Raw genomic sequence first — 24,769 nt, 5'->3', positions numbered from 1 at the left:
TATTTTCGTTTTATTTTGTTTTATTATTGATTTACAATGTTTATGAAAGATGGTGTAATAGAATAATAAAAGTAAAACAGCCAAAACGATAAACATAACTAATCGATTTGTAGGTGATTTTATTGGGAAAAATGTTTGTGCCAGAACGACGCAAAGCCATACTTGATAGATTGAATGAAAGCCAGAGAGTCTCCATCAAAGAACTTGCCCAAGAGATTCAAGTATCTGAAGCCACCCTCCGGACAGATCTAACACGCATGGAAGAAGAGGGACTGCTGAAACGAACCCATGGCGGAGCTGTCTTGGCAGAATCAAATGACAATGAAACGAGCTTTTCCATCCGTGAAAAGAAAAACAAAACCGAAAAGTCAGTGATTGCCAAAGAGGCCGCCGCATTGATCGAGAACGGACAGTGCATCATGCTCGATGCCAGCTCCACCGCCCTCGAACTTGCCCGTGTCTTGAAGGAAAAGCAAATCAGGCTCACTGTTGTTACCAGCGGAATCAACACCGCTCTCGAGCTGAATGAACATCCGGACATTACCGTCATTTTATTGGGCGGCATCGTAAAACGAGGATCACACTCCCTAGAAGGTACACTCGGGGTCAACATTCTAAGCCAGATTAATATTGATCTGCTGTTTACCTCATCCAACGGGTTCTCCATTAAATCCGGACTTACCGACTTCAGCGTCTATGAAGTCGAGCTGAAAAAAGCGATGGTAAAGGCAAGCAAGAAAGTAGTAGCCTTGCTCGATCACTCCAAATTTCACAAAAACTCCATCGCATCCTTCGCCGCTCTCGATGACCTTGACATCATCATTACGGACAGCAGTGAAGCAGAAAGCGATAAATCCGTTCTCGAGCAGCATGGTGTTGAATTGATAACGGTAGAAACGGAATAAAGAAAAGCAGCCTGACACAATTATGTCGGCTGCTTATTTTATTACCAAATGGTATAACCTCCATCGACAATAAAGGTCGATCCTGTTGCAAAGGTGGAAGCGTCCGATGCCAAATAGATCGCTAACCCGCCAAGTTCATGCGGTTCTCCCAGCCTCTTCATCGGTACAAGATCAAGCACATGCGCGAGTTCTCCTCCCGGCGCAAAGATTGGCTTCGTCATCTCCGTTTTCATATAGCCTGGCGCGATGGCGTTCACCCTGATGTTATAGGGTGCCCACTCGGAGGCAAGACACTTTGTCATCATGGCTACTGCCGCTTTAGAAGCATTGTACGCGCACTGCGCTTCTGTGTTGGCGATAAAACTCGACATGGAAGCAACATTAATAACCGAGCCTCCTCCATTTTCTTTCATAACCTTTCCCGCATATTTGGAAAGCAGAAAGACACCATTCACGTTCACGTCCATTGTTTTCTTCCAATCTTCTAAACTCTGTTCTTCCACCGTGATCTTCTGGCAGATTCCCGCGTTGTTAACAAGAATATCGATGGCACCGAAATCGCTTACAATTTCGTTGATACAGCTTTTCACTTCATCCTCTAGGGTCACATCCAGTTTAAGACCTAGCGTTTTTACCTGATGAGCTTTGAGTTCTTCGGCACTCTGCTTTGCCGTACCCTCGTCCATATCGGCGATTACTACGTTCGCGCCTGCCTGCGCGAGCGCTTCAGCCATCGCTTTCCCCAATCCTCTTCCTCCGCCTGTAACAAGAGCTGTCTTCCCTTTTAAACTAAAAAGCTGCTGATAGTCCATACATATCCTCCCTAAACTAAAAGTTATGTAGAATTCTATCATTTACTTTTGTTTTGTCAATTTTATTTTTGTTTTATTTCGTTTTCTGAAGTTAGATGGTAGGAACGGTTTCGATAACCTCCTGAAAATGGGAGATTCATAGAATGGAGGATTTTCGCTGCAATAGAAGGCGAGGCTATGTTAAGAAAGTTGCGCAACTCGCGGTTTGTTATAGTACTTCCGAACAGCGCTACATAATCATTGAGCGCTGGAAGGTAAGCCGTTTTAGAAAAATGGGAGCAGCTTGTGCAAAACCACTTTCCGTAAAACCTTGTCATCGGTAAGTGCTTGCAGTTTGGACAGTGCACACCGTTTAGAATTTCATTGGGCGAAATTTCATAGAGCGAGAGAATGTCGGGGGTAAAAGGGCTGTGGGCTTTGAGTAGCTGACGGGAAATTCTATTCATCTCTTTTTGGGGAATTTCTTTTGTATATTGGCGTTGGAAGGCTGCAATTCTGAAGGGAATGTCTTTGTTCTGGGTTACTTTTTTTGAGGATTCTGGGGATAGCTTCATAAGAGAGTTTTTAATTACTGTTTTGGGATGGCTGATGACTACCAGGGTTTCAACGGGGAATGCAGTCAGCTTTTGTTGTGAGAACCAAGAGAGCAGCTGTACTTTTTGCAGTTCAGCTTGAAGGATTGGATCCGCGAACGCCTCCTCTTTTTCATTGGAAATTCTGATCAATTGTCTGAAGTCTTCATCAAAAATGAGGGTACCTGCAATGTTCTTCACTTCCAAAATTAGAGCAAAACGTTGAGAAAGTATGAGAGTATCGAGTTGAAAGTGCCGTTTTCGGTCAGGAAGCCTAAGATCATGGAAAATGTTGAACTCCTTTTCCTGCAAAAAGCCCAGCGGATAGTCCAACGCCTGTTCGCCCCGATAACCAGCCAGCCTTTTGGCATAATCCAGCTCAATTTCCCGCCGTTTAGGATGATTTTGGGGAATTCTCCGCAATAATGCCTCCAAAGCGGTTATATATTGCGGGTATGCCCGTTCTTTTATGATCAAATTATTACTCTCCTTTCTTTTTGGTAGTTATTCCCGTTGATTGAGAGCGATTCCTGCTACGGTGAGTGAAATAATTGGGGTGCGTTATTTTGGTTACGTGCGGGTTTTGTTGGTTTACTGTCCACTTAAGGGAACTTACTGTCCACTTTTTCTTGTTTACGTGCGACTTTTCGCAGCTTACATGCCAAACACAGCACGTTACATGCCAAACACCCCATCCGCATCCACCCACAAAAAAACGCCCCGCTCATCAAAGCGGGACACCATTTTGCAGCACTTCTTCTGCCTCTCCACTCTTCAGCCGCTTCAGTCCATGCATCAACGCACGCTTCTCCTGTCCGAAAAAATCATGCAGCTCCAAATAATAGCGGTACAGCTCTTCATACAGCCTCACGTTTTCAGGAATTGGCTTGAATGTTTCTTCCTTCACTCTTGCCATCTTGTCAGCTGCTTCAAAAATAGAATCATAGCCTCCTGCCTCACGCCCTGCCGCTACTGCCGCATACATCGCAGCGCCAAGTGCGGTCGTCTGGCGTGAGTCGGCGATTTTAATCTCTCGGTTCGTCACATCCGCATAGATCTGCATCAACAGGTGATTCCGTTCAGGCAGTCCGCCAACCGCAAAGATTTCATCAACAGCCACGCCGGCATCAACGAAACTTTCAATGATTTTTTTGTGCCAAAAGCCGTTGATTCCAACAAAGCCCGGTAGATTTCTTCCGGTTTTGTTGCCAGTGTGAGACCAACAATCGCCCCGGACAAATGAGCATCCACAAGAACAGAACGATTGCCATTCCACCAGTCGAGCGCTACAAGCCCAGACTGACCCGGCCTGCAGGCTGCTGCCTTCTTCTCCAGTAGTTGATGGACGTTCATTCCGGCATCGGCCGCTTCTTTTTTCACATAATCGGAAACAGCCTGGTCAACATACCAGGCAAAGGAATCACCGACAGCAACCTGCCCGGTTTCGTAGCTGATGCAGCCTGGAATAATGCCGTCTTCTACAATCCCGCACACACCTTTAATCGGTTCTTCCACATCAGAAATCAGCATATGGCAAGTTGAGGTTCCCATCGCCATTACAAGCTGGCCAGGGTTTACAGCGCCAACTGCCGGAACTCCTGCATGAGCGTCAATAATCCCTACCGCCACGGCAATCCCGGGTTTTAATCCTATTAGCCTTGCCATTTCTTCTGTAAGTTCTCCCGCTTTTTCACCAATGGATAAAACAGGCCCTCGCATTTTCGTTTCTAAAATGTTTTCAAGGCGTGTGTCGAGCGTGCTGAAAAATTCAGCGGAAGGATAACCCTCTTCTTTATTCCAAAAGGCTTTATAGCCGCATGTGTTGCTGCTGCGTACCATGTTTCCGGCAAGCCGTGAGGTAACCCAGTCACCCGCTTCCATAAACAGATCTGTTTCTTCAAAAACGTCGGGTGCCTCCCTCAAGATCTGCAATATTTTTGGAAACATCCATTCTGACGAAGCCTTTCCTCCATATCGTTTCAGAAAACCTTCATTCCTCTCTTCTGCAAGCCTTGTAAGCTCGTCCGCTTCAGGCTGTGCGGCATGATGCTTCCATAGCTTGACCCAGCTGTGCGGATTATCTTCCCAGTCTGGCTGCAGGCAGAGCGGTTCACCCTCTTCAGTTAGCGGCATAATCGTAGACGCAGTAAAATCGATCCCGAGGCCGATAACATCTTCTGCGCTTACCTTAGCCTGTTGAAGGACAGCAGGCACCGATTCACGCAGAACATCAAAATAATCCCCGGGATGCTGCAAGGCCCAGTCTGCTTCAAGGGCTGTACCTCCAGGAAGTTTCTCATCCATCACACCATGTCTGTAAGCGGTGACACTTGTGGCAATTTCTTCTCCGGAAGCAGCATCCACAAGCAAAACCCGCCCGGATTCCGTTCCATAATCAATTCCGATCACATATTTTTTCTGCAAAACAGTATCCCCCTTTGGTCTATCGCTCTTTTGTAGAATAGTACTACACTTTTTCGGGAAACGCACAAAAAATTAATCTCACCCCTGCTTCAAAACCCTCAAAAACACTTCCATTGCCTTCGTCTGAAATTCCGTATCCTGTGTCACGAGAGTGAACTGCCGCTGGACCGGAAAGCCCGGCAGATCAAGGACCTTAAGCGTTCCTAAAGCAAGCTCCTTCCGTATCGTCCATGTGGAAAGAAACGAAACACCGAGACCCGCCTCGACCGACTCTTTAATGATCTGCGTGCTCCCGAACTCCATCACTGAACCTGGAGTAAATCGATGGTCAGCAAACATCTGCTCTGTTGCTTCACGCGTTCCGGATCCCTGCTCCCGTACGATCCACGTTTCATCCTCAAGATCAGAAAACGAAACCACCTTCTGAGCCAGCGGATGTCCAGCTGAAACAACGACCACGAGACTATCCACAGAAAAACGCTCCATCGCCACGTGCTCATCTGTCATCTTTCCTTCAATGATTCCCACATCGATATGCCGGGATGCCACTTGGTGAACAATTTCGCGGGTGTTGCCGATCATGATGGACGGGTTGATCTGCGGGAACTCCGCACGGATCGTAGCAATGATGTGAGGCAGAATATACTCACCAAATGTGTAACTGGCCCCGATGCTCAGCTTCCCGCTCGGCTCGCTCATCAAGTCAGCGACAAGCACATTCATCTTTTCGTAGAGCGACAGGATTTCCTTGGCATGATGGTAGACAATTTCTCCAGCCTTCGTCATCTGCACCATCTTGTTATTCCGTTCAAGCAGTTTCGCATTCATTTTACTCTCTAAGTTTTTGATATAACGGCTCACAGCCGGCTGGGTGATATGCAAAACTTCCGCCGCATGCGAAAAGTTGGCTTTTTCCACGACCGTCACAAATACATGCAGTTCCTGATCCACTGTCTTTCCCTCCGGTTTTTAAACATCTGTTTAAATCCTAGTTTGGCACATTTATAACAAATTAGTTATCATCACTATCCAAAAGAGTGATTTTACTTATACTACCACCAAGAGTAACATGGAAGTACACAGGAGGAAAGATTTATGGAATACACTGAAACTTCAGCTCACATCGTAAAAAGTCCGCGCCTTCAATGGCTTGCCGGCATCGCTTTTACCTTTTTTATCGCATTGCTGGGATTAGGCTTATCCAAACTGCCCGGATTCGATCAAATCGGACCGCTTGCCAGTGCCATCCTGATTGCCGTTGTTTACCGGCAAGTTTCCGGCTATCCTGAAAAACTCCGATCAGGCATTGAGTTTTCAGCGAAAAAGCTGCTGCGTTTTGCGATTATTTTATATGGATTAAAACTGAACATCGACGTTATTTTTCATCAAGGACTGCCTCTGTTAGTCCGGGGTATCGGAACCGTTGCCTTCTCCATCCTTGTGATGTATGCATTGTCCAAATGGCTGAAAGCGGACGCTTCCATTTCCCTGCTGCTCGGCATCGGTACAGGAGTATGCGGAGCAGCGGCTATCGCAGCCATTTCCCCAATCGTAAAATCAAAGGAAGAAGACACGGCAATCAGCGTCGGGATCATTGCCTTAATGGGAACACTATTTTCCATTCTTTATACCGTACTCCGGCCCATGCTTCCCTTGTCGGACAGCGATTATGGAATGTGGGCGGGCATCTCTTTGCATGAGATTGCCCATGTGGCATTAGCGGGAGCACCTGCCGGACAGGATGCTCTCGAAGTGGCCCTGCTTGCCAAACTGGGGCGCGTCTTCCTGCTCGTCCCGCTCTGCTTCATCTTTATGTATTGGATGAAAAAGAGCTCACCGGAAAAACAGAAAAACTCCGCAAAGGTAGAGTTTCCGTGGTTTCTCATCGGATTCATCATCACGAGTCTGATCGGCAGCTATATAGTGGGAGACATCATCCCCGTCTCTTCACAAGTGCAGGATGACATCTCAAACCTCAGCACGTTTATCCTCACGATGGCGATGGTCGGTCTTGGTTTGAACGTCAGCTTTAGCGCAATTAAAAGCCGCGCGCTGCGTCCGCTGATCGCGATGACATTGACCTCAATTTTTTTGTCAGTGCTTACTTTTTTCACTTTTTAAACCTTCTTGAAATCTCCATTTCCAGAAGGTTTTTTTATGCTTGAAAAGATCTGTCTGTTATATTTAATAATGTGTAATAATTCAATCTGATAAGGTTTGTCAGCGAAAAGATATTCAAGGAAACAAACGACGACTCATCGGAGTGTACCTAGACGTACATGAGGAAGAGGAGGAGGGTACTTTCGAAGAAGATCCCGTTGATCCAAACCATACAAGGAGTTATCATCTATGAAAAAACCCTGGATCCGGCAAGTTACCGTCGTTGTGCTTGTCTGGATGACGTATATGTTTTCGTTTGTGGACAGGCTGTCGTGGCCGCCCGTCATTCCGCTCGCTTCAAAAGAGATGGGACTGACGGCCGCGCATGCCGGCAGTTACATGACCGCTTTTTACATCGGGTATGTCATTACCCAGTTCCCGGGCGGCGTGCTGACCGACCGGTTCGGCTATCGAAAAGTACTGCTCAGTTCCTATTTTATGATGGGAATCTTTACCCTCACCATGTCGACGGTACAATCCTTTGAGCAGGGATTTGTCTTCCGCCTGCTGGCAGGGCTCGGCTCAGGCGCCATCTTTTCCGCATCACTGGCTGCTATATTCGATCACATCTCACCTAAAAGAAGAGGTGTGGCGATCGGCTTTTTTATGACGGCAACGTCTCTTGGCGTCACGGTCGTTAACTTGTTTGTTCCGACAGTCGCTGCCGATCATGGCTGGCGTTCTGCCTTTATTGTTGCGGGTCTCCTGCCGATTGCCGGCATCGTGCTCAGCTTCTTTTTCCTAAAAGAGAGCAAGAGGGATCATGGAACAAAGAAATCCGTATCCTCCATGAGTGAGATCCTCACTGTACTGAAAAATAAAAACCTCATTCTCGCAGGAATAGCGGGGTTTGGAGGTCTTTGGGCCACATGGGGAACCGCAACCTGGGCCAATGCTTACTTGAACCATTCGCTTCATCTTTCGCTCGTTTCAGCAGGCCGGATGATGGCGGTTTATGGCATGGCAGGTCTTTTGTGCAAACCGCTGATCGGATTCGTGTCGGACTACGTGAACAAAAAGACGATCGCGTTTTGGGCTTTATTCTTGTTCGCGCCGGTTTTGGTCTGGTTCGGCGTGAATACACACACAGGAATTCTCTTTACGCTGACTGCTGTACTTGGCGTTACTGCGTTTATCTACAGTCCGGTGATGACTGCCATTATCGGTGAACTGGTGGAGGAAAGACTCGTCGGCACGGCGATGGGCCTCGTTAACGCGATCTGGCAGCTTGGCTCGCTCATCTCTCCGCTTGTCGTCGGCATGATTGTAGATGCTACATCAAGCTACTTTTACGGATTCCTGGCACTTGCCGCCGGTCCGTTAATGGGCGCCATCGTTATGCTGTTTGTTAAAATCAAGTCTAAACAGGCAGAGAAGCTGAAGGCCGCTTAAGCAAATCGAAGAGTTAATGATGCAATCGGGCGGCTGGAAGGAATAATGTGGCGGCTGAACCGGATATTCTGGCGGCATCCATTTCGTGCCTTCTATCCACGATCAAACATCATCTTTTCACTCATAAAACAGAGGGTGTCGCCTAAGTAAATGGGACATCCTCTTTTCTATTTCCCATCCCCTTTTATTTAAACTTCAAAATTCGACATAAAACATTTATGTATAATAAAACCTCACTATCTTTAAAACTTCTTAGGATAGTGAGTTGAAATTTAAAACAAAGCTATTAATTTGTCACTTACAACGACCAACCCCAGTAGAAAAACAAATTCTACGATGTGAACATAGAATGGCCGTTCCTTAAAATTCTTAACACCCTCAAATAGATAGTGAGTAAACATAAGGCCGATGGTTAATCCTATGTATCCCAAGATGCTCATTCAATCACCACACTACAAATATTACATATTTCTTCGATATGGTTAGGGTTTTATCCTTTTTATGGTAAATAAAATTCTCCGATGCCAGAAATTCTTTTTTCCAGTCTTACTAACATCTGCCCTTTGCATATACTATTCCAAGTCTGATGAGGAAAATTTGCGGCAGGAAGGTGATAGCCATGGTGAGAGGCTATATTTTTGACTTGGATGGCACAGTGTATCTCGGTGACCGCCTCATTCCCGGTTCGGCAGAAGCCATTCATCACCTGAAAACACGGGGCGACAAAGTTTTGTTCGTAACCAATAAATCGATCGCGACACGTCAGGATTATGTGAGGAAGCTTAGGAAACTCGGCATTGAGGTTTCGTTGCAGGAAGTCATCAATTCCAATTACATTGCCGCTATGTATTTAAATGAAGTACTTGTTCCCGGAGAGAAGGTCCTTGCTCTCGGGGAAGCTCCCCTCCTATCAGAACTTCAGGAGTTCGTCATCCCTTTGACCGAAAATCCTGCAGAGGCAGCTTATGTAGTGCTGGGCTGGGACCGGGAATTTAACTATGAAAAATTGAATCTTGCATTTCAGGCCTGTCTTCATCAGGCAAAGGTGATCGCGACCAATTCTGACCGGACATGTCCCATGGAAAATAACCAGCAGCTGCCTGACTGCGGTGCCATGATCGGCGCATTGGAAGGAGCCACAGGAAAACCTATTGATCTGGTTATCGGCAAGCCGTCCAGCTATCTGGCGGAGGTGGCCGTGAAAAAGATACTATTACTTGAATACGAGGATTGTTACATGATCGGTGACCGGCTGGAAACGGACATTAAGATGGCCAATGAAAGCGGAATGAACAGCGTCCTCGTCTTAACCGGCATTTCCCACAGAGAGATGGCAGCCACCTCCCCCTACAAACCAAAGTATATACTGGAAAGCATTAAGGACATTACCAGCTTGTAGTCAAACAGAAAACCTCAAACCCTGTAAGCTCTTGACTACCAGTGTTCAGGAGCTATTTTTATGTTCTTCAAGACCGCATAACGGTATAAACATCCTTTAAAAACGCATCGTAGTCCATATCATAAGCAATAATGGAAAAATCATTTTCACTCGGATTAATGACCGGATGCTCCCTAAAATCAGCAACGGTGATACCTTTTCCGAAAATGGACGAGTTTTCAACAATCTGGACATTCCGTTCGACATACTTAAAAATCGACGGATTGACAAGAGCACTGACGGGTACCAGGTCATGAATAGGAGCTCCCCTCAGACCAGGGCGTTCCTTTTTATAAAAGGTATAATAAAACTCATAAATCCGGCGAAGAAAATGTCCCGTAGAGTCTTCAGAGCCTTTTATCAAAGATTGAACAAATTGGGGAGTAGCAATTGCTTTTTCCGTCACGTTAAGTGGAAATAATCTTACGGCTAAAGGACTCGTATGATTGATCACGATACTTGCTGAGGTGGGGTCGCCAAAAATATTGGCTTCGGCATATGGTGTGACATTGCCCCGTACAAGAAAGGCACCGCCCATCACATAGATGTTTTGAACCAGATTCAATAACTCCGGATGTAAAATAAAGGCCATCGCCAGCGAAGTAAGCCGGCCAATATTGACGATCGAGACAGGCTCCGTTGATTCATTAATAACGGTAAAAATATTGCTGAAATTATATAAGGCTTTAGGCATCTCCTCAGGTATAACCGTACCCAGGCCTTCCGTTCCATGAACATAAGGAAAAAATTCAGGCTCCGTACCCAGCACAGGCCGGCTTGCTCCAGAAATAATCGGGATATGATCTGAGTTCGTCATCGTTAAAATGTATTGGGCATTTCGGATCGCCCTGTCCCTTGAAACATTCCCATAGTCCGCAACAATACCGATCACCTTGATCTGGGGATGCTTCAACGCATAAATAAGAGCAAACGCATCATCTATCCCTAAATCGGTAAAAAACAAGACATTCATGGTACTCCCCCTAACGCCCTGATACTTAACCATTTTTATCTTATGTATCGATACAGCCAACAGTTACTGCACACAAAAACACCCATTTTCTCTGGTTGCAACAGGATAATGGGCATAGTGCAAAATGAAAGGCGGGCGCAGGTTTTAAACGATTGTTTAAATATTAGGAAGGGAAAAGCAGCTAGCTGAACAACAATGCCTCCAGTAACCAGATGAAGTACATTTATGATGTAAAAAAGGAAGGAATAAAAAATAATCCGATGCAACAGCCTCTTCTTCTTATGAAGAAACATGTCCACCACAACAAATAAAAGCAAAAACACAGACCCGAGCCAGGCCAAATCCACTACCCTGTACACCACAACACGTCCCTTTCTAATCTGATCCCCATGTCAGTTTAGCCTATTTTTACAAATACTTGATTACTCTTTAAACACTCGTTTAAAATACAACAAAATACCGTGGTCGTTGCCAGTACAAAAAGTGTCGGCTTGTCCTTGGTACTAACCTTTCTATTCGGCTCTCTCGGCATGTTTTATTCTACAATAGCAGGCGCCGTTATCATGCTGATTATTGAAGGAGTTGTCGGTGTCCTCACACTGGGATTCGGCTTGTTGATCACCCATCCCATCTGCATGATCTGGGGAGCCGTCGCAGGCCATGACTACAATAAACGGCTTCTGAATCATTAAGTTTTTTATTTTTGATCTATCGGTTACAGGCAGCACATTGCTGCGCTGCCCCCCGTTCTCCTGACTACTGCAGCTCATCACTCGCTTTAGGCTGTGTGAAGAAAAAGATAAAGATAATTAAGGGCAGGGCCAGTAGGAAAACACCCGTCGCAGAGGGTTTAACTGTTGGAATATCCGTTAATGAAAGAGCCACCTTATCACTCCTTTTTGGGAGATTCTATACCACTATATTGCGCAGACAAGTTATCCGTACACTTTTTCAAAGAAATGTTCACTTCAGGTTGTCTCGAATTCCCATCGCCTAGTTGCTTGAATAGGATAGTGGGTGAGGTGTGACGACATGGGGAAAACAGCTGAACAGATTGAAAACGAGCTGCAAATTATAGGGGCGCTTCAGCGGGGATTGAATTTGGCAACAGCGGCCTTGCTGCTGACTGGACAAATTACAATCATCGGGGTATTTGTGACACCAGGTGGTTTTCGCCCATCTTTAGCGGGCCCATTAACCGGAGACACACGCCTGGAGGGTATTAATGGCAACCAGGCTGCCACCACTCTTATTGATGTGATTGACATCGGCCTCGCCATCCTCCTGATTGCCGACCAGATCCGTGTGACCGGAAGCTTCATCGGTTCCGCGCGCTTCACCATCAACGTCAGCGGACCCATCTTCGGCGTTCCTAAACCTGTCCCCACCCTTCCCTCCATCAGGCGTGAGTCCGCGTTCTTCCAAAAGGTCGTTTCCAGGCATTTTGATGTGAATCCGGAGGTGTTTAGGCAGGGAATGCCCTTTCATAAAGGGAGTGACAAATAATATTTCCTATCCTTAAAGCTTCCTGAATGCGGAACGTTAAGGGACAAAAGTAACCGTTTTGCAGCACTTGTAGAGGATAATTGAAGAAACTCTTTTAGTTTTCTATTCGTAATCTCAGATCCTAATAAAAGGAAATAATCTTCAAGCGCGGTATAATGCACTAATTTGTCATAATGATCACAATTCATACATTTCCATCCTTGTCTGGACCTGGACATGGAAAAGCTCAAGCAGACAGGGCATAGTATACCTTTGAGAATCTCCTGATAGGAAATTTGAAAGCGGTTAAGGATATCGGCGTCATGCGGATATTCATTTTTGATAAGCAGATTTGTTAAATACTGAATTTCTGTTTCCGTGACAGCATCCTTTTTGTATCGTTTTTCAAGATCTTTAATGAGTTCAATGAGGTTAGAAAGGTGAGTAACTTTTCGTGAGACTCCAGTTGAGGAAGATCTGATGAGGGTATGCGGGCTGCTTACTACAACGATGGTTTCAATTGGGATTTGATGGCGAAATCCCATGGAGGAAAGCCATGTTTGAAGCTGGGTTTTATGACGTGCAACCTGAAGGATCGGGTCAGGAAATGCTTCCTCTTTATCCATTGAGGTTCGTATAAGCTGTTTAAATTCCTGATCAAACTGGAGAGTACCAGAGAAGTTCTTTACTTCTAAAATAAGAAGGAAATGCGGGGAGATCAGCAGGGTGTCTATTTGAAAAAAATGAGAGCTGTCATAAAGTCTAAGATCAAACAAAATAATATACTTATTTGGGGGCAGATAACTTAATGAATATTCTACAGACTGCTCTCCTCGATATCCAGCCTTTCTCCTGGCCAGCTGCCGTTCGATCTCACTTCGTTGAGGATGATTGGATGGCAATCTTCGAAGTAAAGCCTCTAGCTTTCTTATAATCAGTGGTACTTTTAGCTCCTTTACAATCAAGCCAATCACATCCTTTTACATAATTTTAGAGAAGGCCTCTCTTCTGTAAAGAGTGGCCAATGTATTTTTTAGGCTTACTGGCGCGTTTGGACTTTTTACTGGCGCAGTCAAGGAAAATACTGGCGTATATGCGATATTTACTGGCGCGTTCACCAAAATTGCTGGCGCATAAGCGATATTTACTGGCGGCACTGAATTCCGACCTCAATGAGGCGCCTCATTTCTCCTTCAATTCTCCCTAAACTCCTACAACTCCGTCCGAATATCCCACAGTTCCGGGAAGAACCGCTGGTCGAGCACCTTCTTCAAATAACCGACACCAGATGAACCGCCAGTGCCCATCTTAAACCCTATGATTCTCTCAACCGTCTTCATGTGGCGGAATCGCCATTGCTGAAGCCAGTCTTCAATATCTACGAGTTTCTCAGCGAGCTCGTACAGATCCCAATATTGATTTGGATTACGGTAGACGGAGATCCATGCCCGATGGACCGAGTCATTCTCTTGATACGTGCGCGTCACGTCACGATTCAGCACTTCCTCATCAATCGCCAATCCCGCTTTGTTCAGCGCCCGAATCGCCACATCATACAATCCCGGAGCTTCATAAGCCTTCTTCAACTCAACTAACAGCTCAGGATCCTTTTCATAGATCTTCAGCACATGCGGCGTCTTATAACCGAGTGCGAACTCGATCATCCGATATTGATACGACTGGAAGCCGGACGCCTGGCCAAGCGAATCACGGAACTCCATGTACTCTGAAGGTGTCATTGTGGAAAGCACGTCCCACGCCTGAATGATCTGCGACTGGGTTTTTGATACTCTTGCCAGCTTTTTGAACGCACTGGACAAGTCATCGTTCGTGATCGATTCAATCGCCGAGTGCATTTCGTGCAGAATGAGCTTCATCCACAGCTCGCTCACCTGGTGAATAACGATGAACAGCACCTCGTCATGATGGCCGGACAGCCGGCGCTGTGCCGATAAGATTTTATCGAGCTGCAAATATTCGCCGTATGTCATATTATTTTTAAAATCCGTATGGATGTTTGTCTCCGAGCTTGTTGCATTTACATCTGGCTGATCATTTTTGTTCAGCATGCAAAATCCCCCTTTGTCATGTTAACGCTTTCATTTATCCCTTCTCATCATACCTTATCCTGCCAGAACATGACCACATGCTTTTATTAAACAGTCGTTTAATTGCTATAATAAAAACAACAGTACATAGAGAAAAGGAGCCAGGCCATATGAATAATTTTTTGTCCCAGCACGCTCATGAACAGCTCGATCACGAAATGGTCATGATCGAAGTGAATTTAGATGACTGCAGCAGTGAAGTTCTCGCTTATACGATGGACCAGCTGCTCGCTGCCGGTGCCAATGATGTGTATTATACGTCCATCTATATGAAAAAAAACCGCCCTGCGTATAAACTCTCTGTGCTTACCACCCCAACCAAACAGCAAGAACTCGAAGAGATTATTTTTAAAGAAACGACCAGCTTTGGCCTTCGATTTTTTCCAGTATCCTGCCACCGTCTCGGAAGGGAATTCTGCAAAGCAAAAACACAATGGGGAGAGGTTTCTGTCAAGATCGGAATCTATCAAGGAGAGCGCATTAAGTTTTCACCCGAATTTGAGGAGTGCAGGGCTCTTGCTGAAAAACACAACCTCCCTCTGCAACTGATTTATGACGAGGCGAAATCCATCGCGGTCAGCCAAAACAAATAAAAAAATCCCGCCCTTTTAAGAAAGGAACAGGATCTCACAGAGATAATAGATTCCAAAGATGACGCTCAGTATACCGGTGCTTCGCGTTAATAACAGATTAAGCTTCTTATGGTCTGAAGCCCAGGAATAAGGCATGCCGATCAGCAGTGTAGCGAGCACCATGCTAAAGAGTGTTCCGACACCAAAAATAAGTAGATACAAAAAGCCCATATACTTGTCCTCAATCGTGCTCAGGAATAAATAAGCGACACCGGTACTCCCTGCAAGGCCATGCAATAAACCAACAATAAGCGGCCTCAGCATCCATCTGTTTTTTTCACGGGATGCAGCATGTTCATGTGTCTTTCCCAAGCTCAAGGAGTAGAACGCCTTTACTCCGAGGTAAATGATCATGACGCCTACAATGCCCTCAAGGAGCTTTTCAACAGAATGAGAGATTAGGAGGTTTAAATAAATAATAGCGCTGCCAATCACAAGGATGGTCGTCATATGCCCGACACCCCACCAGGCACCAACAAGTGCGGAAAACCGAGCTTTCTTCTTTTCACTGACAATCGTCGTCACCGCCACAATGTGGTCCGGATCAAGGGCATGCTTTAATCCGAGCAGCAGCGCCATGACTAAAATGGTTGTAAACTCCATATGTAATCTCCTATTCTCTTTTTTGCTTATTTTCTCATAATTGTCGTTAATTTACCAAGCCCTTCTACCTCCACGGTAACCTCATCTCCGTCCTTGAGCCAGAATCTTTCGCCCTCCGGTTCACCCATAATCACGCCTTCAGGGGTACCCGTTAAAATAAGATCGCCGGGATAGAGGGTCATATGCTGCGAAACATAGCTGATGATCTCTTCACAGGAAAAAACCATATCAGCCGTATTGGAATCTTGGCGTACCGTTCCATTTAAGACCGTTTTCAACCCTAATTGATTAGGATCCTCTATCTCATCACTGCTCACAAGATAAGGCCCGGTTGGACTGAAGCCATCACACGTTTTACCGAGCAGCCATTGTCCTGTTTTAAACTGAAGATCCCTTGCCGACAGGTCATTGGCCGTGCAATAGCCATAAACATAATTTATCGCTTCGTCCACTTCCACCTTACTGGCTGTTTTCCCAATCACCAGGCCCAGTTCAACTTCGTAATCTACCTGAAGAGAGCGCTCTGGTATTTTCACTTCCTGAAGATGTCCCGCCAGGGCGTTGCTGAACTTGCTGAAAAGGATAGGTGTTTCAGGCAATGCCATGTTGGACTCTTCGGCATGCTTTTTATAATTCAGTCCGACACAAATGATCTTCTGCGGAGAAACAACACAAGGGCCGAGCGTAAGGGAATCCTCGGGATAAAACACGCCTTCACGAGACGCAAGCTCCGTATCTGCCAGTCTTTGAAGAGCCTCTTTCCCCTTTTCTCCCTGTAAAATCAGCTCATCAACGGTAACTGGAATGCCTTCAGTATCCGCCATCCTCAAACGAACGGCTTCCTTTACGTCCAATATGCCTCCCTCGGTTTTAACCCCAAGCGTCCATTCTCCATCCTTTTTAAACGTTAATGTTTTCATTTGCAATGCTCCTTTTTAAATGAAATAGGAGGCTGTCCGGAAAGTCGAAAATTGACCTTCAGGCAGCCCCTTTTTGGCTTGAAAAATCTTCAATGAAAAGTTAATTAAAGTGGAAGATGCGGGACTCCTCGAAAATGAACTTCACATTTTCTTCGTGCGATAAAAAGCTGCCGGAGCCTTCCTTGTCCTGCGGGACTAGCGTGACAGGTGAGACTCCCGCCGGTGCTTGCACCAAAAAGTAGGCGTTCACGCGCCGGTAAGGCTCACCGCACGCCCCGCGAAAGTAGGCGTTTACGCCGGTAAAAGCGAGCAGCCTGGAACGGAAGTCAACAGCTTACAGACTTCTTGGACAGCCCCCTCTTTATTATCCTTTGACAAACACGGTTTTGATCGATGTGTAGAATTCAATGGCTGCCTGTCCTTGTTCTCTGGAATGAGAGCTTGACTGCTTCATGCCGCCGAATGGCGCCTGCAGTTCCACACCAGCCGTTTCTGCGTTAATCCGTACAAGCCCCGCATCCATATCATTGATGAAAGAGAGCATGTGGCTGATGTTGGTCGTGTAGATGGAAGCACTTAGGCCATATTCCACATCGTTCGCAAGCTCGATGGCTTCTTCCAGCGTACTTACTTTAATTAATGCAAGTACAGGTCCAAAGATTTCTTCCTGAGAGATGGCCATGCCCGTTTCTACATTTTCAAAGATAGCCGGTTCCACATAAAAGCCGTCTTTTGTATCAGCTTCGGTAAGCTGACGTCCGCCATAAACGAGCGAAGCCCCTTCTGCCTGGCCTTTTTCAATATATGACAATACGGTTTCAAGCTGTTTTTCGCTCGCACAAGGGCCCATCCATGTTTCTCCGTCAAGTCCAGGACCCACCTTGAGCTCTCTAACTTTAGCCAGCAGTTTTTCTTTGAAAGATTCATAGACATCCTCGTGGATGATGACCCTGCTCGTCGCTGTGCATTTTTGTCCCGTTGAGCGAAGTCCGCCGCTGATCGTACCGTCTACGGCAAGATCAAGGTCTGCATCAGCTGCAATAATAACCGGGTTCTTTCCGCCCATTTCAAGCTGATATTTGGCTCCGCGTGAGAGCGCGGCCTGTCCGATCGCTTTACCTGTAGCATTTGAACCGGTAAAAGTAATCCCATTCACATCAGGGTGATCCACGATCGCCTGTCCGACCACAGAGCCGGTGCCTGTCACCATGTTTACAACTCCGGCAGGAATTCCCGCTTCAGCGAGGCATTCGATGACCTTAACGGCGGTTACCGCTGCTTCCTGCGCCGGTTTAATCACAATCGCGTTTCCGTAGATGAGGGCTGGCGCCATTTTCCAGATGGGAATCGCGACCGGGAAGTTCCATGGCGAGATGACGCCAACAACTCCGAGAGGCACTCTCGTCGTAAACATGAGTGCTTCACTGTCGCTTGAAGGAATCACATCACCGGTCTTGCGCATCCCTTCACCCGCATAATAGCGAAGGATGGCAACGCCTCTTAACGTTTCCCCTTTTGCCTCAGCTAGGGTTTTTCCCATCTCGTTCGTCATCGTCTCTGCGATTTCATCCGCCCGGCTTTCCATGATGCTTGCGGCTTTATACAGGAATTCTCCGCGTGCCGCTCCGGAAAGCTTCTTCCACGCCGCTTGTGCGCGTTTGGCAGCAGCTACGGCTTGATCGACATCTTCCTGCCCCGAACGCTGAACGCGGCCAACTGTTTCATTTTTATTGGCGGGGTTGATGCAAGGGATCGTTTCATTCGTGGACGCTTCCACCCATTCACCGTTCACATAGTTCAGAAAGGTTTTCACTTGTGTTTGTACCGTCATTGTTCATCTCTCCCTTTTATTATTTAAGCTTGGTTAAAACATGTAGCTGAATTTCTTTTATTTTGGACATCGCATACTGATGCTTGAAAGAGACCCTCAAGTTTTTTCTTCTTAGTAAGGGGGGTGACAGCTGGCGATGATAAGAGCCGGCTGATTGGTGAAACAAATGAATCGCTTGAAAAGCAGATGGGAAAAAGCTTGCTTATGTCCTTCTGCTTTTCAAAAGGCGGTTCAATCACCCCTTCCTAAAAACAACACCATTGACTAGCAGCCCTATTAAAACGTCGGCCCGATTCTCCAAATACCAAAGTCATGCTGTTTCAGCACTTCCGATTTTGTCAGTTTCCCTGAAGAAACCTCTTTAATTTCATCAAAGATTCGTCTGCCGGCCGCTTGAATTGTTTCTTCTCCTTCAATGATGGTTCCTGCATTAAGGTCCATGTTGTCCCTCATCTTTTCAAACATGGCCGTGTTCGTTGAAATCTTAATAACTGGAGCAATCGGCGATCCTGTCGGCGTGCCGCGTCCGCTCGTAAAAAGAACGACCTGTGCTCCTCCAGCGACCATTCCTGTCAGCTGCTCAATGTCATGTCCGGGGGTATCCATCCAAACAAGGCCCTTTTTTGTCGGGTACTCTGCATAATCAATGAGTTCCTGAAGTGGCCTGCTGCCGGATTTATTGGACGCTCCAAGTGACTTTTCTTCAAGTGAACTGAGGCCGCCTTCAATGTTTCCGGGACTAGGATTACCGGTTCGGATATCGACTCCCATCAGGATGGCTCTGCTTTCCATCTTTTCAATCACTTCATACACCCGCTTGGCTACCTTTTCATTTACGGCTCTTTTCGCCAATAAATGTTCTGCCCCGATCAGTTCGGTCGTCTCTGCCAGAATGGCTGTTCCGCCGGCATCCACAACGAGGTCACTGACCACCCCGACTGCAGGGTTTGCTGAAAGGCCGGAGCAGGCGTCCGATCCTCCGCACTCGGTTCCGATGATCAATTCACTGAAATCAAAGGGTTCCCTGCGCTGTGCGGAGGCGTCCTGAACCATTTTTGCCGCTGCCCTTGCTCCCTCAGCGATCGTCATCAAAGTTCCGCCATGATCCTGAATGGAAACAACCTCCACCGGTTTGCCGCTCTTGGCAATTTCGCCGGCAACACTTCTTGCCTGATGGGTCTCACAGCCAAGTCCAAGGACCACCACGCCATAAACGTTCGGGTTCAGCCCCATCCCGACATACGTGCGAAACGTCTGATCATAATCCTCCCCCACCTGTGCGCAGCCGTGCTGATGGATAAAGCTCACCGTTCCCTGCACCAGTTCCGTAATTTGTTTTGCCGCCTGAGTGGCGCACGTAATCGTAGGCAAGATCAGCACATGGTTGCGTACGCCTACTTTTCCGTCCGGCCGCCTGTATCCAAGCAGTTCCGTGTTAAGCTCCGGATTCAACTTTATCTCCCCTTCCTCTTATGCCTTCCAGATTATGAACGTGAACATGCTCTCCTATTTCAATATCAGCAACCGCTCGGCCGATGACTTCGCCGTATTTCAAGATCTCTTCGCCTTGTCCAATCGCCTTTACCGCGAATTTGTGGCCAAAGCGAATGTCCTGTTTCAGTTCCACCTCTTGCTCCGTGTCTTCACATCGGACAAGGAGCAGTGCCCCTTGCGGAAGATCCATTAAGGCGATCGCCACATGATCAAGCGGCTTCATCATGATCGTTCTATAGTTCATAGCCATATACCTCCTTTTAAGAAAAACCCAAGCCCCGGCTAAGCGCTGGAACTCTTTACGCGCGGGTTCATGGTATTTACGCGCTGCTTTGGGAAAAATACGCGCCACTCACATTGAAATACGCGCCAATTACAATGGGACCTCCCTGAAAATTCAGTCTTTTTAAGGTCTAGCGAGCTGCTGCAATCTTGCTTTCCTGCTTTTTCACAGGGTTGTTCAGTACACCAATCGATGAAATCTCAATCTCAATCCGGTCGCCGTCCTTTAAGGTAAAGTCGTTAGGAGGCACAATGCATGTACCTGTCAGTAAAACCGTTCCGTCAAATAAGTCGTTGTCACGGGCAAGAAACTCTACCAGCTCATCAAATCGTCTCTTCAGCTGCTTCGTATTCGCCGTTCCATCCACTATCTTTTCCTCCGCCCTGTAGATTCGGCACGCGAGATCAAAGGAATACGGATCGTCTACCGCATCAGCCAGTAAGATGACCGGACCGATGGCACACGAATGCTTCCAAACCTTTGCCTGGGGTAAATACAGAGGATTTTCACCTTCAATGTCCCGGCAGCTCATATCGTTCCCGGCCGTATACCCGAGCACCTTTCCGCTCTTGCTCAGCACAAGCCCAAGCTCCGGTTCGGGAATCTGCCAGTCGGAATCACTGCGCAAATAGACGGGCTGTCCAGGGCCAACCGTTCTTGCTGCCGTTGACTTAAAGAAGATTTCCGGGCGTTCTGCTTCGTATACTTTGTCGTAAAACGTGTCTGCATCCAATTTTCCTGCGGTGGCTTCATAATTTCTGGCGTCCTTGCTCTTCTCATACGTCACACCAGATGCCCATACTTCCGGTGCCGTAATCGGAACGGCCAGCTGGAGCTGCTCCAGTGTTTCTTCGATCGGCTCCTGCCCTGCGATCAGATCTTGAACATAGTGAAGCGGAGTTTTCCCTGATTGTTCAGAGGCATAGATCATATCCATAAAGTCAGGATAAGGGAGATCATAGATTCTTTCATCATTTGCCAGCGCCGCCAGAGTGTAAGTCCCTTTTTCTCTTTCGTAACGTAAAATTCGCATTGGTCGCTCTCCTTTTGTTTTATATTATAAAACCTTGTTCTCGTTATTAGGCACACTCCTGCAATACGGAGTGCCAACAGGATCAGCTGGAAGAGGCTTTTACACCGAACCCGAGCTCATGTGAGATTTTATCTGCCGTATCCTTCAGCATACTGACAACCTCGTTTACCGTTTTTTTATTGATCCGGTGAACCGGCTGTGACATGCTGATAGCGGCAATGACGTTCCCCGAGTGATCCCTGACCGGTACGGCAATGCAGGATACTCCCGGTTCATTTTCCTGGTTATCGACGGCATAGCCTTCTTCTTTAACTTTATCAAGTTCTACCAAAAAATCTTTTTCATTCGTAATCGTTTTGGGAGTCTGGCTGATGTACTCATAATCTTTCAGGATAGATGCCAGCTCGTCCTGGCCTTTAAAAGCGACGAGCGCTTTTCCGACAGCACTGCAGTGAACAGGAATCCTGCGCCCGATTCTGGAGTATAGAATAGTAGCCGCAGAACCTTCTACCTTATCAATGTAAACGCCTTCTTTTCCGTCTAAAATAACGAGATGGATCGTGTTCCCCGTTTGCATTGAAAGTTCCATTAAATGCTTTTTAGCGACAGAACGGATGTCCAGATTATGAATGACAAAGTTCCCGCGTTCGAACAGCTTCATCCCTAGCTTGTATTTTCCGTTTTCCAGGTTTTGTTCAATATATCGATAGTGCTGCAATGTTTTTAATAGCGAATGGACGGTGCTTTTATGGAGATTCATTCTTGAACTGATATCCGTAATCTTCAATTCGGTCTCATATTCATCAAAAAGATCCAGGATTCGAAGTGCACGGTCTACGGACTGAATAATTGGCATTTTTCAATCACCCTTTAAAAGAAGTTTAGTAGGTTTGTCTTTTTCCTAATAGTAACATACCTCATATTGGAAAGACTCTAATTAACGCATATTGTCAGAGAGGGAGAGTGATTGGCGTGCACCATTAACGATGGAAACAAATTGCTCAGCGGTTCGCTGAATACGGGTATAATCTTTTGTTTGAACAGCTTCAGCATGGACGAGGCTGCCTCCTGCCCCAACTGCAGCAGCACCCGCCTCGATATAGGAAGCTGCATTATCAAGGTGGATTCCCCCTGTTGGAACAACTGGTACGTGCGGAAAAGGAGCTTTGACGTCTTTTACATATTGAGCACCTAAAACAGAGGCAGGGAACAGCTTCACCATATCAGCTCCCCATTCAATGGCTTGAATCATTTCTGAAGGGGTCATAACTCCCGGCATCACCACTTTTCCATAGCGGAGCGCCATTCGGATAACCTCCTCATGCAAGGATGGACTAAATAAGAACTCTGCACCGCTTTGAATGGCGAGTCTCGCAGATTCACTGTCAATCACCGTACCCGCCCCAACGATCGCACGTCCTTTCAGCTGATCAGACAACTCCTCTATCACAAGGAAGGCGTCTGGAGAATCGACCGTTACTTCAATGGCACTGACTCCTCCGTCTACTAGACTTTCAGCGATAGGAATGATTTGTCCTCTCGGCATTCGGCGTATCACTGCTATAATGCCGCTTTCCGTTAATTCCTGAAGCAATTTCACTTTTGGCAGCATGCGATGCCTCCTTTTTCCTCATCTAAGGATTTCCTCATTATCCCGTATGATTTGTTCAAAATACGGGTAGCCTTCCACATCTCCAGAAACGGTTACAGCATAGGCACCTACACGATTCCCCAGCCTCACAGCCTCCTGATACGTCCATCCTCTTAACAGACCCGAAAGAAAACCTGCAGCAAAACCGTCTCCCGCCCCAATGGGATCCACCATGCGTGAAACAGGGAAACCTTCTACATATCCCCTTTCACTGCCATTATCATAATAGGCTCCTTCAGCTCCTAATTTCACAACAACGGCTTTGCTTCCATTCTTCAAAAGCATCCGGGCAACTTCTTCAGGCTGAGATTTGCCGGTCATTAAAATCCCTTCTTCTATTCCTGGAAGAACAATATCACATAGAGAAGCGATTTCCATTAAGGTTTCTTTTGCCTGTTCCTTACTCCAAAGCTTCAACCGGATATTAGGGTCAAAAACAACCATAACTCCGTGCCGTTTTGCCATCGCAATGGCATGGAAAACCAAATCTCGGCAGCTGTCGCTTAACGCCGGAGTAATTCCCGTTACATGCAGATACTTTGCCTTGGATAGATAGTCTTCGTCCAAGTCTTCCGGAGACATTCTGCTGGCAGCGGAACCTGAACGGTAATAGTAGACCTTTGGTTCTTGTTCTGTACGTTTTCCTTTAAAAAAAATGGCTGTTGATCTTGTTTGGTCAAACACTACTCTGGAGGTGTCCACTCCTTCCCCTCTGATAAAATTCCGGACATATATTCCAAAGTCATCATTCCCCAGTCTGCTTATCCATCCTGCCTGATGTCCCAGCCTCGAGAGAGCGATGGCAACATTGGATTCTGCTCCTCCGATCGTTTTTTCAAATTGTCCCGCAAAGCGGAGAGGGACAGCTGATGATGGATGGAAGAGCACCATCGTTTCGCCAAACGTTACGACGTCCATACTTTTTCACCGTGCACTGGGGTGGCAATGCCTTCTGCTCCCCTTTTTGAAACCTTTAAATGAGGAGCATACCGCTTAATCATTTCAAGTCCGAGCTTGGCTCTTCTTACTCGCTCTTTTGATAGAGCGATTGAGGTCGATTCAAGGTGGGAACCTGAAGGATAAATGTTCGGTGCGTTCCGCAAGCCGAATTTGATATAAACGGGAGCTGCTACACGGATGATTTCTGGTATTTCATAGTGCCGGATAAACCCGCCTACATCGTCCGGTACCTCTACATAAATATCAATCGGAAGATCAACAGCCTGCCTGATCGCAGCTAACCTGGACAACGTGAGATCGGTAGGAACATTGTAGGTTCCGGCCCCGATCTGTTCCATTAGCCGGATGGAAACGGGGTTAGCCTGGGCGACCTGGACCGAAACCTTCACAATAAGGTCTCCCGGCAGTTCACCCATTTTCTTAAACTCGTTCACCAGCCAAAGCAATCCTTCATCCGCCACCAGGATGCTCCTGATTCCGGCGTTGCATGCTCTCTTTATATCCTCAATGGAATAAACGAGCTGGTCCATTCCCTGAACGCGCAGGCCGGCTATTTTTCCGGCGCTTGCCCATTGCATAGCTGATACATCCCACGTTCCCCTCGGCCCTACAAACAAACTGACCTCAAGGTTTTCCCGCTTGCCGATGGCTGACATCTGTTCGAGTTCTTCATCCGTCAGCAGCATGATGCCGCTTCCCTGTGAAATCCGGTGAATGTCCACCTCATATTGCTCACAAGCTTCAACGACTGCTTCAAAAGAAGCCGGCCCTTCCACACTTGGAATCTCCACCCGATACTGTGCGCCATCAGGGAAAGTTTTTGTTGAATCCGGCAGTTCATGACAGTCTCGTCCTGGAAACCCCAGTTTCTCAATCGCGTTTCTTGTCTGTTCCAACCTGCATTCCACCTTTCCGTTTTTAGTAAAGGCTGTTTTCGTAACCTTTGTTGCCTTTGAGAGTGGTTAATTTCCGTTTCAGGCCGCTCCCTTTCCGCGGGGCGTGCGCTGAACCCCTCGGCGCAAGCGCCTGCGAGTTTCACCTGTCACGCTCGTCCCGCAGGACAAGGAAGGCTTCGGCAGCGTTATATCGCACG

The 24,769-nt window shown here is 46.8% G+C and carries 24 protein-coding genes and 1 pseudogene; 7 read left to right on the top strand and 18 right to left on the bottom strand.

All coding sequences use genetic code 11. The features are described from left to right. The first annotated feature begins 131 nt into the window (after positions 1-131). Complete coding sequence (locus OKX00_RS03265) at positions 132-905, top strand: DeoR/GlpR family DNA-binding transcription regulator (RefSeq protein WP_265410457.1); 774 nt, start codon at positions 132-134, stop codon at positions 903-905. Between the two features lie 41 nt (positions 906-946). On the opposite strand, the gene OKX00_RS03260 is transcribed toward OKX00_RS03265, so the two are convergent. The 4 genes and pseudogenes from OKX00_RS03260 to OKX00_RS03245 all read right to left on the bottom strand — a co-directional run bounded on the left by OKX00_RS03260 (position 947) and on the right by OKX00_RS03245 (position 5,664). Continuing rightward, a complete protein-coding gene (locus OKX00_RS03260; protein ID WP_062237540.1) occupies positions 947-1,717 on the bottom strand; it encodes an SDR family NAD(P)-dependent oxidoreductase in 771 nt (256 codons plus the stop codon). A gap of 62 nt (positions 1,718-1,779) precedes the next feature. Continuing rightward, entirely contained in the window at positions 1,780-2,766 is a 987-nt protein-coding gene (locus OKX00_RS03255) for a nuclease-related domain-containing protein (RefSeq protein ID WP_265409403.1), read from the bottom strand. A gap of 250 nt (positions 2,767-3,016) precedes the next feature. Next, positions 3,017-4,713, bottom strand: a pseudogene (locus OKX00_RS03250) (ribulokinase). Between the two features lie 78 nt (positions 4,714-4,791). Further along, the gene (locus OKX00_RS03245) at positions 4,792-5,664 is read right to left on the bottom strand and encodes a LysR family transcriptional regulator (protein WP_265409402.1); all 873 of its coding nucleotides are present in this window, start codon (positions 5,662-5,664) and stop codon (positions 4,792-4,794) included. Positions 5,665-5,808: 144 nt separating this feature from the next. On the opposite strand from OKX00_RS03245, the gene OKX00_RS03240 reads away from it, so the two are divergent. From OKX00_RS03240 to OKX00_RS03230, 3 genes are all read left to right on the top strand, one after another. Beyond that, positions 5,809-6,834 (top strand): YeiH family protein, encoded by a 1,026-nt coding sequence (locus tag OKX00_RS03240; RefSeq protein ID WP_265409401.1) that lies wholly within the window; start codon positions 5,809-5,811, stop codon positions 6,832-6,834. Positions 6,835-7,062: 228 nt separating this feature from the next. Next, entirely contained in the window at positions 7,063-8,265 is a 1,203-nt protein-coding gene (locus OKX00_RS03235) for an MFS transporter (protein WP_265409400.1), read from the top strand. Positions 8,266-8,884: 619 nt separating this feature from the next. Then, a complete protein-coding gene (locus OKX00_RS03230; protein ID WP_265409399.1) occupies positions 8,885-9,664 on the top strand; it encodes an HAD-IIA family hydrolase in 780 nt (259 codons plus the stop codon). A 67-nt stretch (positions 9,665-9,731) separates the two neighbouring features. Here OKX00_RS03230 and OKX00_RS03225 read toward each other — a convergent pair whose 3' ends face one another. Next, positions 9,732-10,676: a nucleoside hydrolase gene (locus OKX00_RS03225; RefSeq protein WP_265409398.1), complete on the bottom strand. Its 945-nt coding sequence runs from the start codon at positions 10,674-10,676 to the stop codon at positions 9,732-9,734. Positions 10,677-11,239: 563 nt separating this feature from the next. Here OKX00_RS03225 and OKX00_RS03220 point away from each other — a divergent pair. Together OKX00_RS03220 and OKX00_RS03215 are read left to right on the top strand one after the other, a co-directional pair. Next, a complete protein-coding gene (locus OKX00_RS03220) occupies positions 11,240-11,368 on the top strand; it encodes a hypothetical protein (protein WP_265409397.1) in 129 nt (42 codons plus the stop codon). A gap of 340 nt (positions 11,369-11,708) precedes the next feature. Beyond that, positions 11,709-12,182, top strand: coding sequence for a hypothetical protein (locus OKX00_RS03215; RefSeq protein WP_265409396.1), 474 nt, complete (start codon positions 11,709-11,711; stop codon positions 12,180-12,182). Here OKX00_RS03215 and OKX00_RS03210 read toward each other — a convergent pair. Both OKX00_RS03210 and kynA read right to left on the bottom strand, forming a co-directional pair. Continuing rightward, positions 12,161-13,126, bottom strand: coding sequence for a nuclease-related domain-containing protein (locus OKX00_RS03210; RefSeq protein WP_062237518.1), 966 nt, complete (start codon positions 13,124-13,126; stop codon positions 12,161-12,163). The genes OKX00_RS03215 and OKX00_RS03210 overlap by 22 nt on opposite strands. Before the next feature lie 246 nt (positions 13,127-13,372). Then, the gene (gene kynA, locus OKX00_RS03205) at positions 13,373-14,230 is read right to left on the bottom strand and encodes a tryptophan 2,3-dioxygenase (protein ID WP_265409395.1); all 858 of its coding nucleotides are present in this window, start codon (positions 14,228-14,230) and stop codon (positions 13,373-13,375) included. Positions 14,231-14,379: 149 nt separating this feature from the next. Between kynA and larC the strand changes: the two genes are divergently transcribed. Further along, positions 14,380-14,862, top strand: a complete 483-nt coding sequence (gene larC / locus OKX00_RS03200) for a nickel pincer cofactor biosynthesis protein LarC2 (protein WP_265409394.1) — start codon at positions 14,380-14,382, stop codon at positions 14,860-14,862. Positions 14,863-14,877: 15 nt separating this feature from the next. Here the strand turns inward: larC and OKX00_RS03195 are convergent, their stop codons facing one another. From OKX00_RS03195 to OKX00_RS03145, 11 genes are all read right to left on the bottom strand, one after another. Beyond that, positions 14,878-15,504, bottom strand: a complete 627-nt coding sequence (locus OKX00_RS03195) for an urease accessory protein UreH domain-containing protein (protein WP_265409393.1) — start codon at positions 15,502-15,504, stop codon at positions 14,878-14,880. 26 nt (positions 15,505-15,530) lie between these two features. Continuing rightward, positions 15,531-16,424 (bottom strand): fumarylacetoacetate hydrolase family protein, encoded by an 894-nt coding sequence (locus tag OKX00_RS03190; RefSeq protein ID WP_265409392.1) that lies wholly within the window; start codon positions 16,422-16,424, stop codon positions 15,531-15,533. Between the two features lie 100 nt (positions 16,425-16,524). Then, positions 16,525-16,674: a hypothetical protein gene (locus OKX00_RS03185; protein WP_265409391.1), complete on the bottom strand. Its 150-nt coding sequence runs from the start codon at positions 16,672-16,674 to the stop codon at positions 16,525-16,527. 114 nt (positions 16,675-16,788) lie between these two features. Continuing rightward, complete coding sequence (gucD, locus tag OKX00_RS03180) at positions 16,789-18,255, bottom strand: alpha-ketoglutaric semialdehyde dehydrogenase GucD (protein ID WP_265409390.1); 1,467 nt, start codon at positions 18,253-18,255, stop codon at positions 16,789-16,791. 276 nt (positions 18,256-18,531) lie between these two features. Beyond that, positions 18,532-19,707, bottom strand: a complete 1,176-nt coding sequence (locus tag OKX00_RS03175) for a UxaA family hydrolase (protein WP_265409389.1) — start codon at positions 19,705-19,707, stop codon at positions 18,532-18,534. Further along, entirely contained in the window at positions 19,691-19,999 is a 309-nt protein-coding gene (locus OKX00_RS03170) for a UxaA family hydrolase (RefSeq protein WP_265409388.1), read from the bottom strand. The genes OKX00_RS03175 and OKX00_RS03170 overlap by 17 nt, the downstream gene beginning before the upstream one ends. Positions 20,000-20,162: 163 nt before the next feature. After that, positions 20,163-21,065 carry a fumarylacetoacetate hydrolase family protein gene (locus tag OKX00_RS03165; protein WP_265409387.1) on the bottom strand — a complete coding sequence of 301 codons (903 nt, stop codon included), beginning with the start codon at positions 21,063-21,065 and terminating at the stop codon, positions 20,163-20,165. Positions 21,066-21,147: 82 nt separating this feature from the next. Next, entirely contained in the window at positions 21,148-21,921 is a 774-nt protein-coding gene (locus tag OKX00_RS03160; RefSeq protein WP_265409386.1) for an IclR family transcriptional regulator, read from the bottom strand. Between the two features lie 81 nt (positions 21,922-22,002). Continuing rightward, positions 22,003-22,677, bottom strand: coding sequence for a bifunctional 4-hydroxy-2-oxoglutarate aldolase/2-dehydro-3-deoxy-phosphogluconate aldolase (locus tag OKX00_RS03155; RefSeq protein ID WP_265409385.1), 675 nt, complete (start codon positions 22,675-22,677; stop codon positions 22,003-22,005). An 18-nt stretch (positions 22,678-22,695) separates the two neighbouring features. After that, the gene (locus tag OKX00_RS03150) at positions 22,696-23,634 is read right to left on the bottom strand and encodes a sugar kinase (RefSeq protein WP_265409384.1); all 939 of its coding nucleotides are present in this window, start codon (positions 23,632-23,634) and stop codon (positions 22,696-22,698) included. Then, positions 23,622-24,572: a U32 family peptidase gene (locus OKX00_RS03145; RefSeq protein WP_053356817.1), complete on the bottom strand. Its 951-nt coding sequence runs from the start codon at positions 24,570-24,572 to the stop codon at positions 23,622-23,624. The genes OKX00_RS03150 and OKX00_RS03145 overlap by 13 nt, the downstream gene beginning before the upstream one ends. Positions 24,573-24,769: the final 197 nt, after the last annotated feature.

This window comes from Fictibacillus sp. KU28468 (genome assembly GCF_026153615.1).
Classification (GTDB): Bacteria; Bacillota; Bacilli; order Bacillales; family Fictibacillaceae; genus Fictibacillus_C; species Fictibacillus_C marinisediminis.
This window is presented reverse-complemented; position numbering and strand designations above follow the sequence as displayed.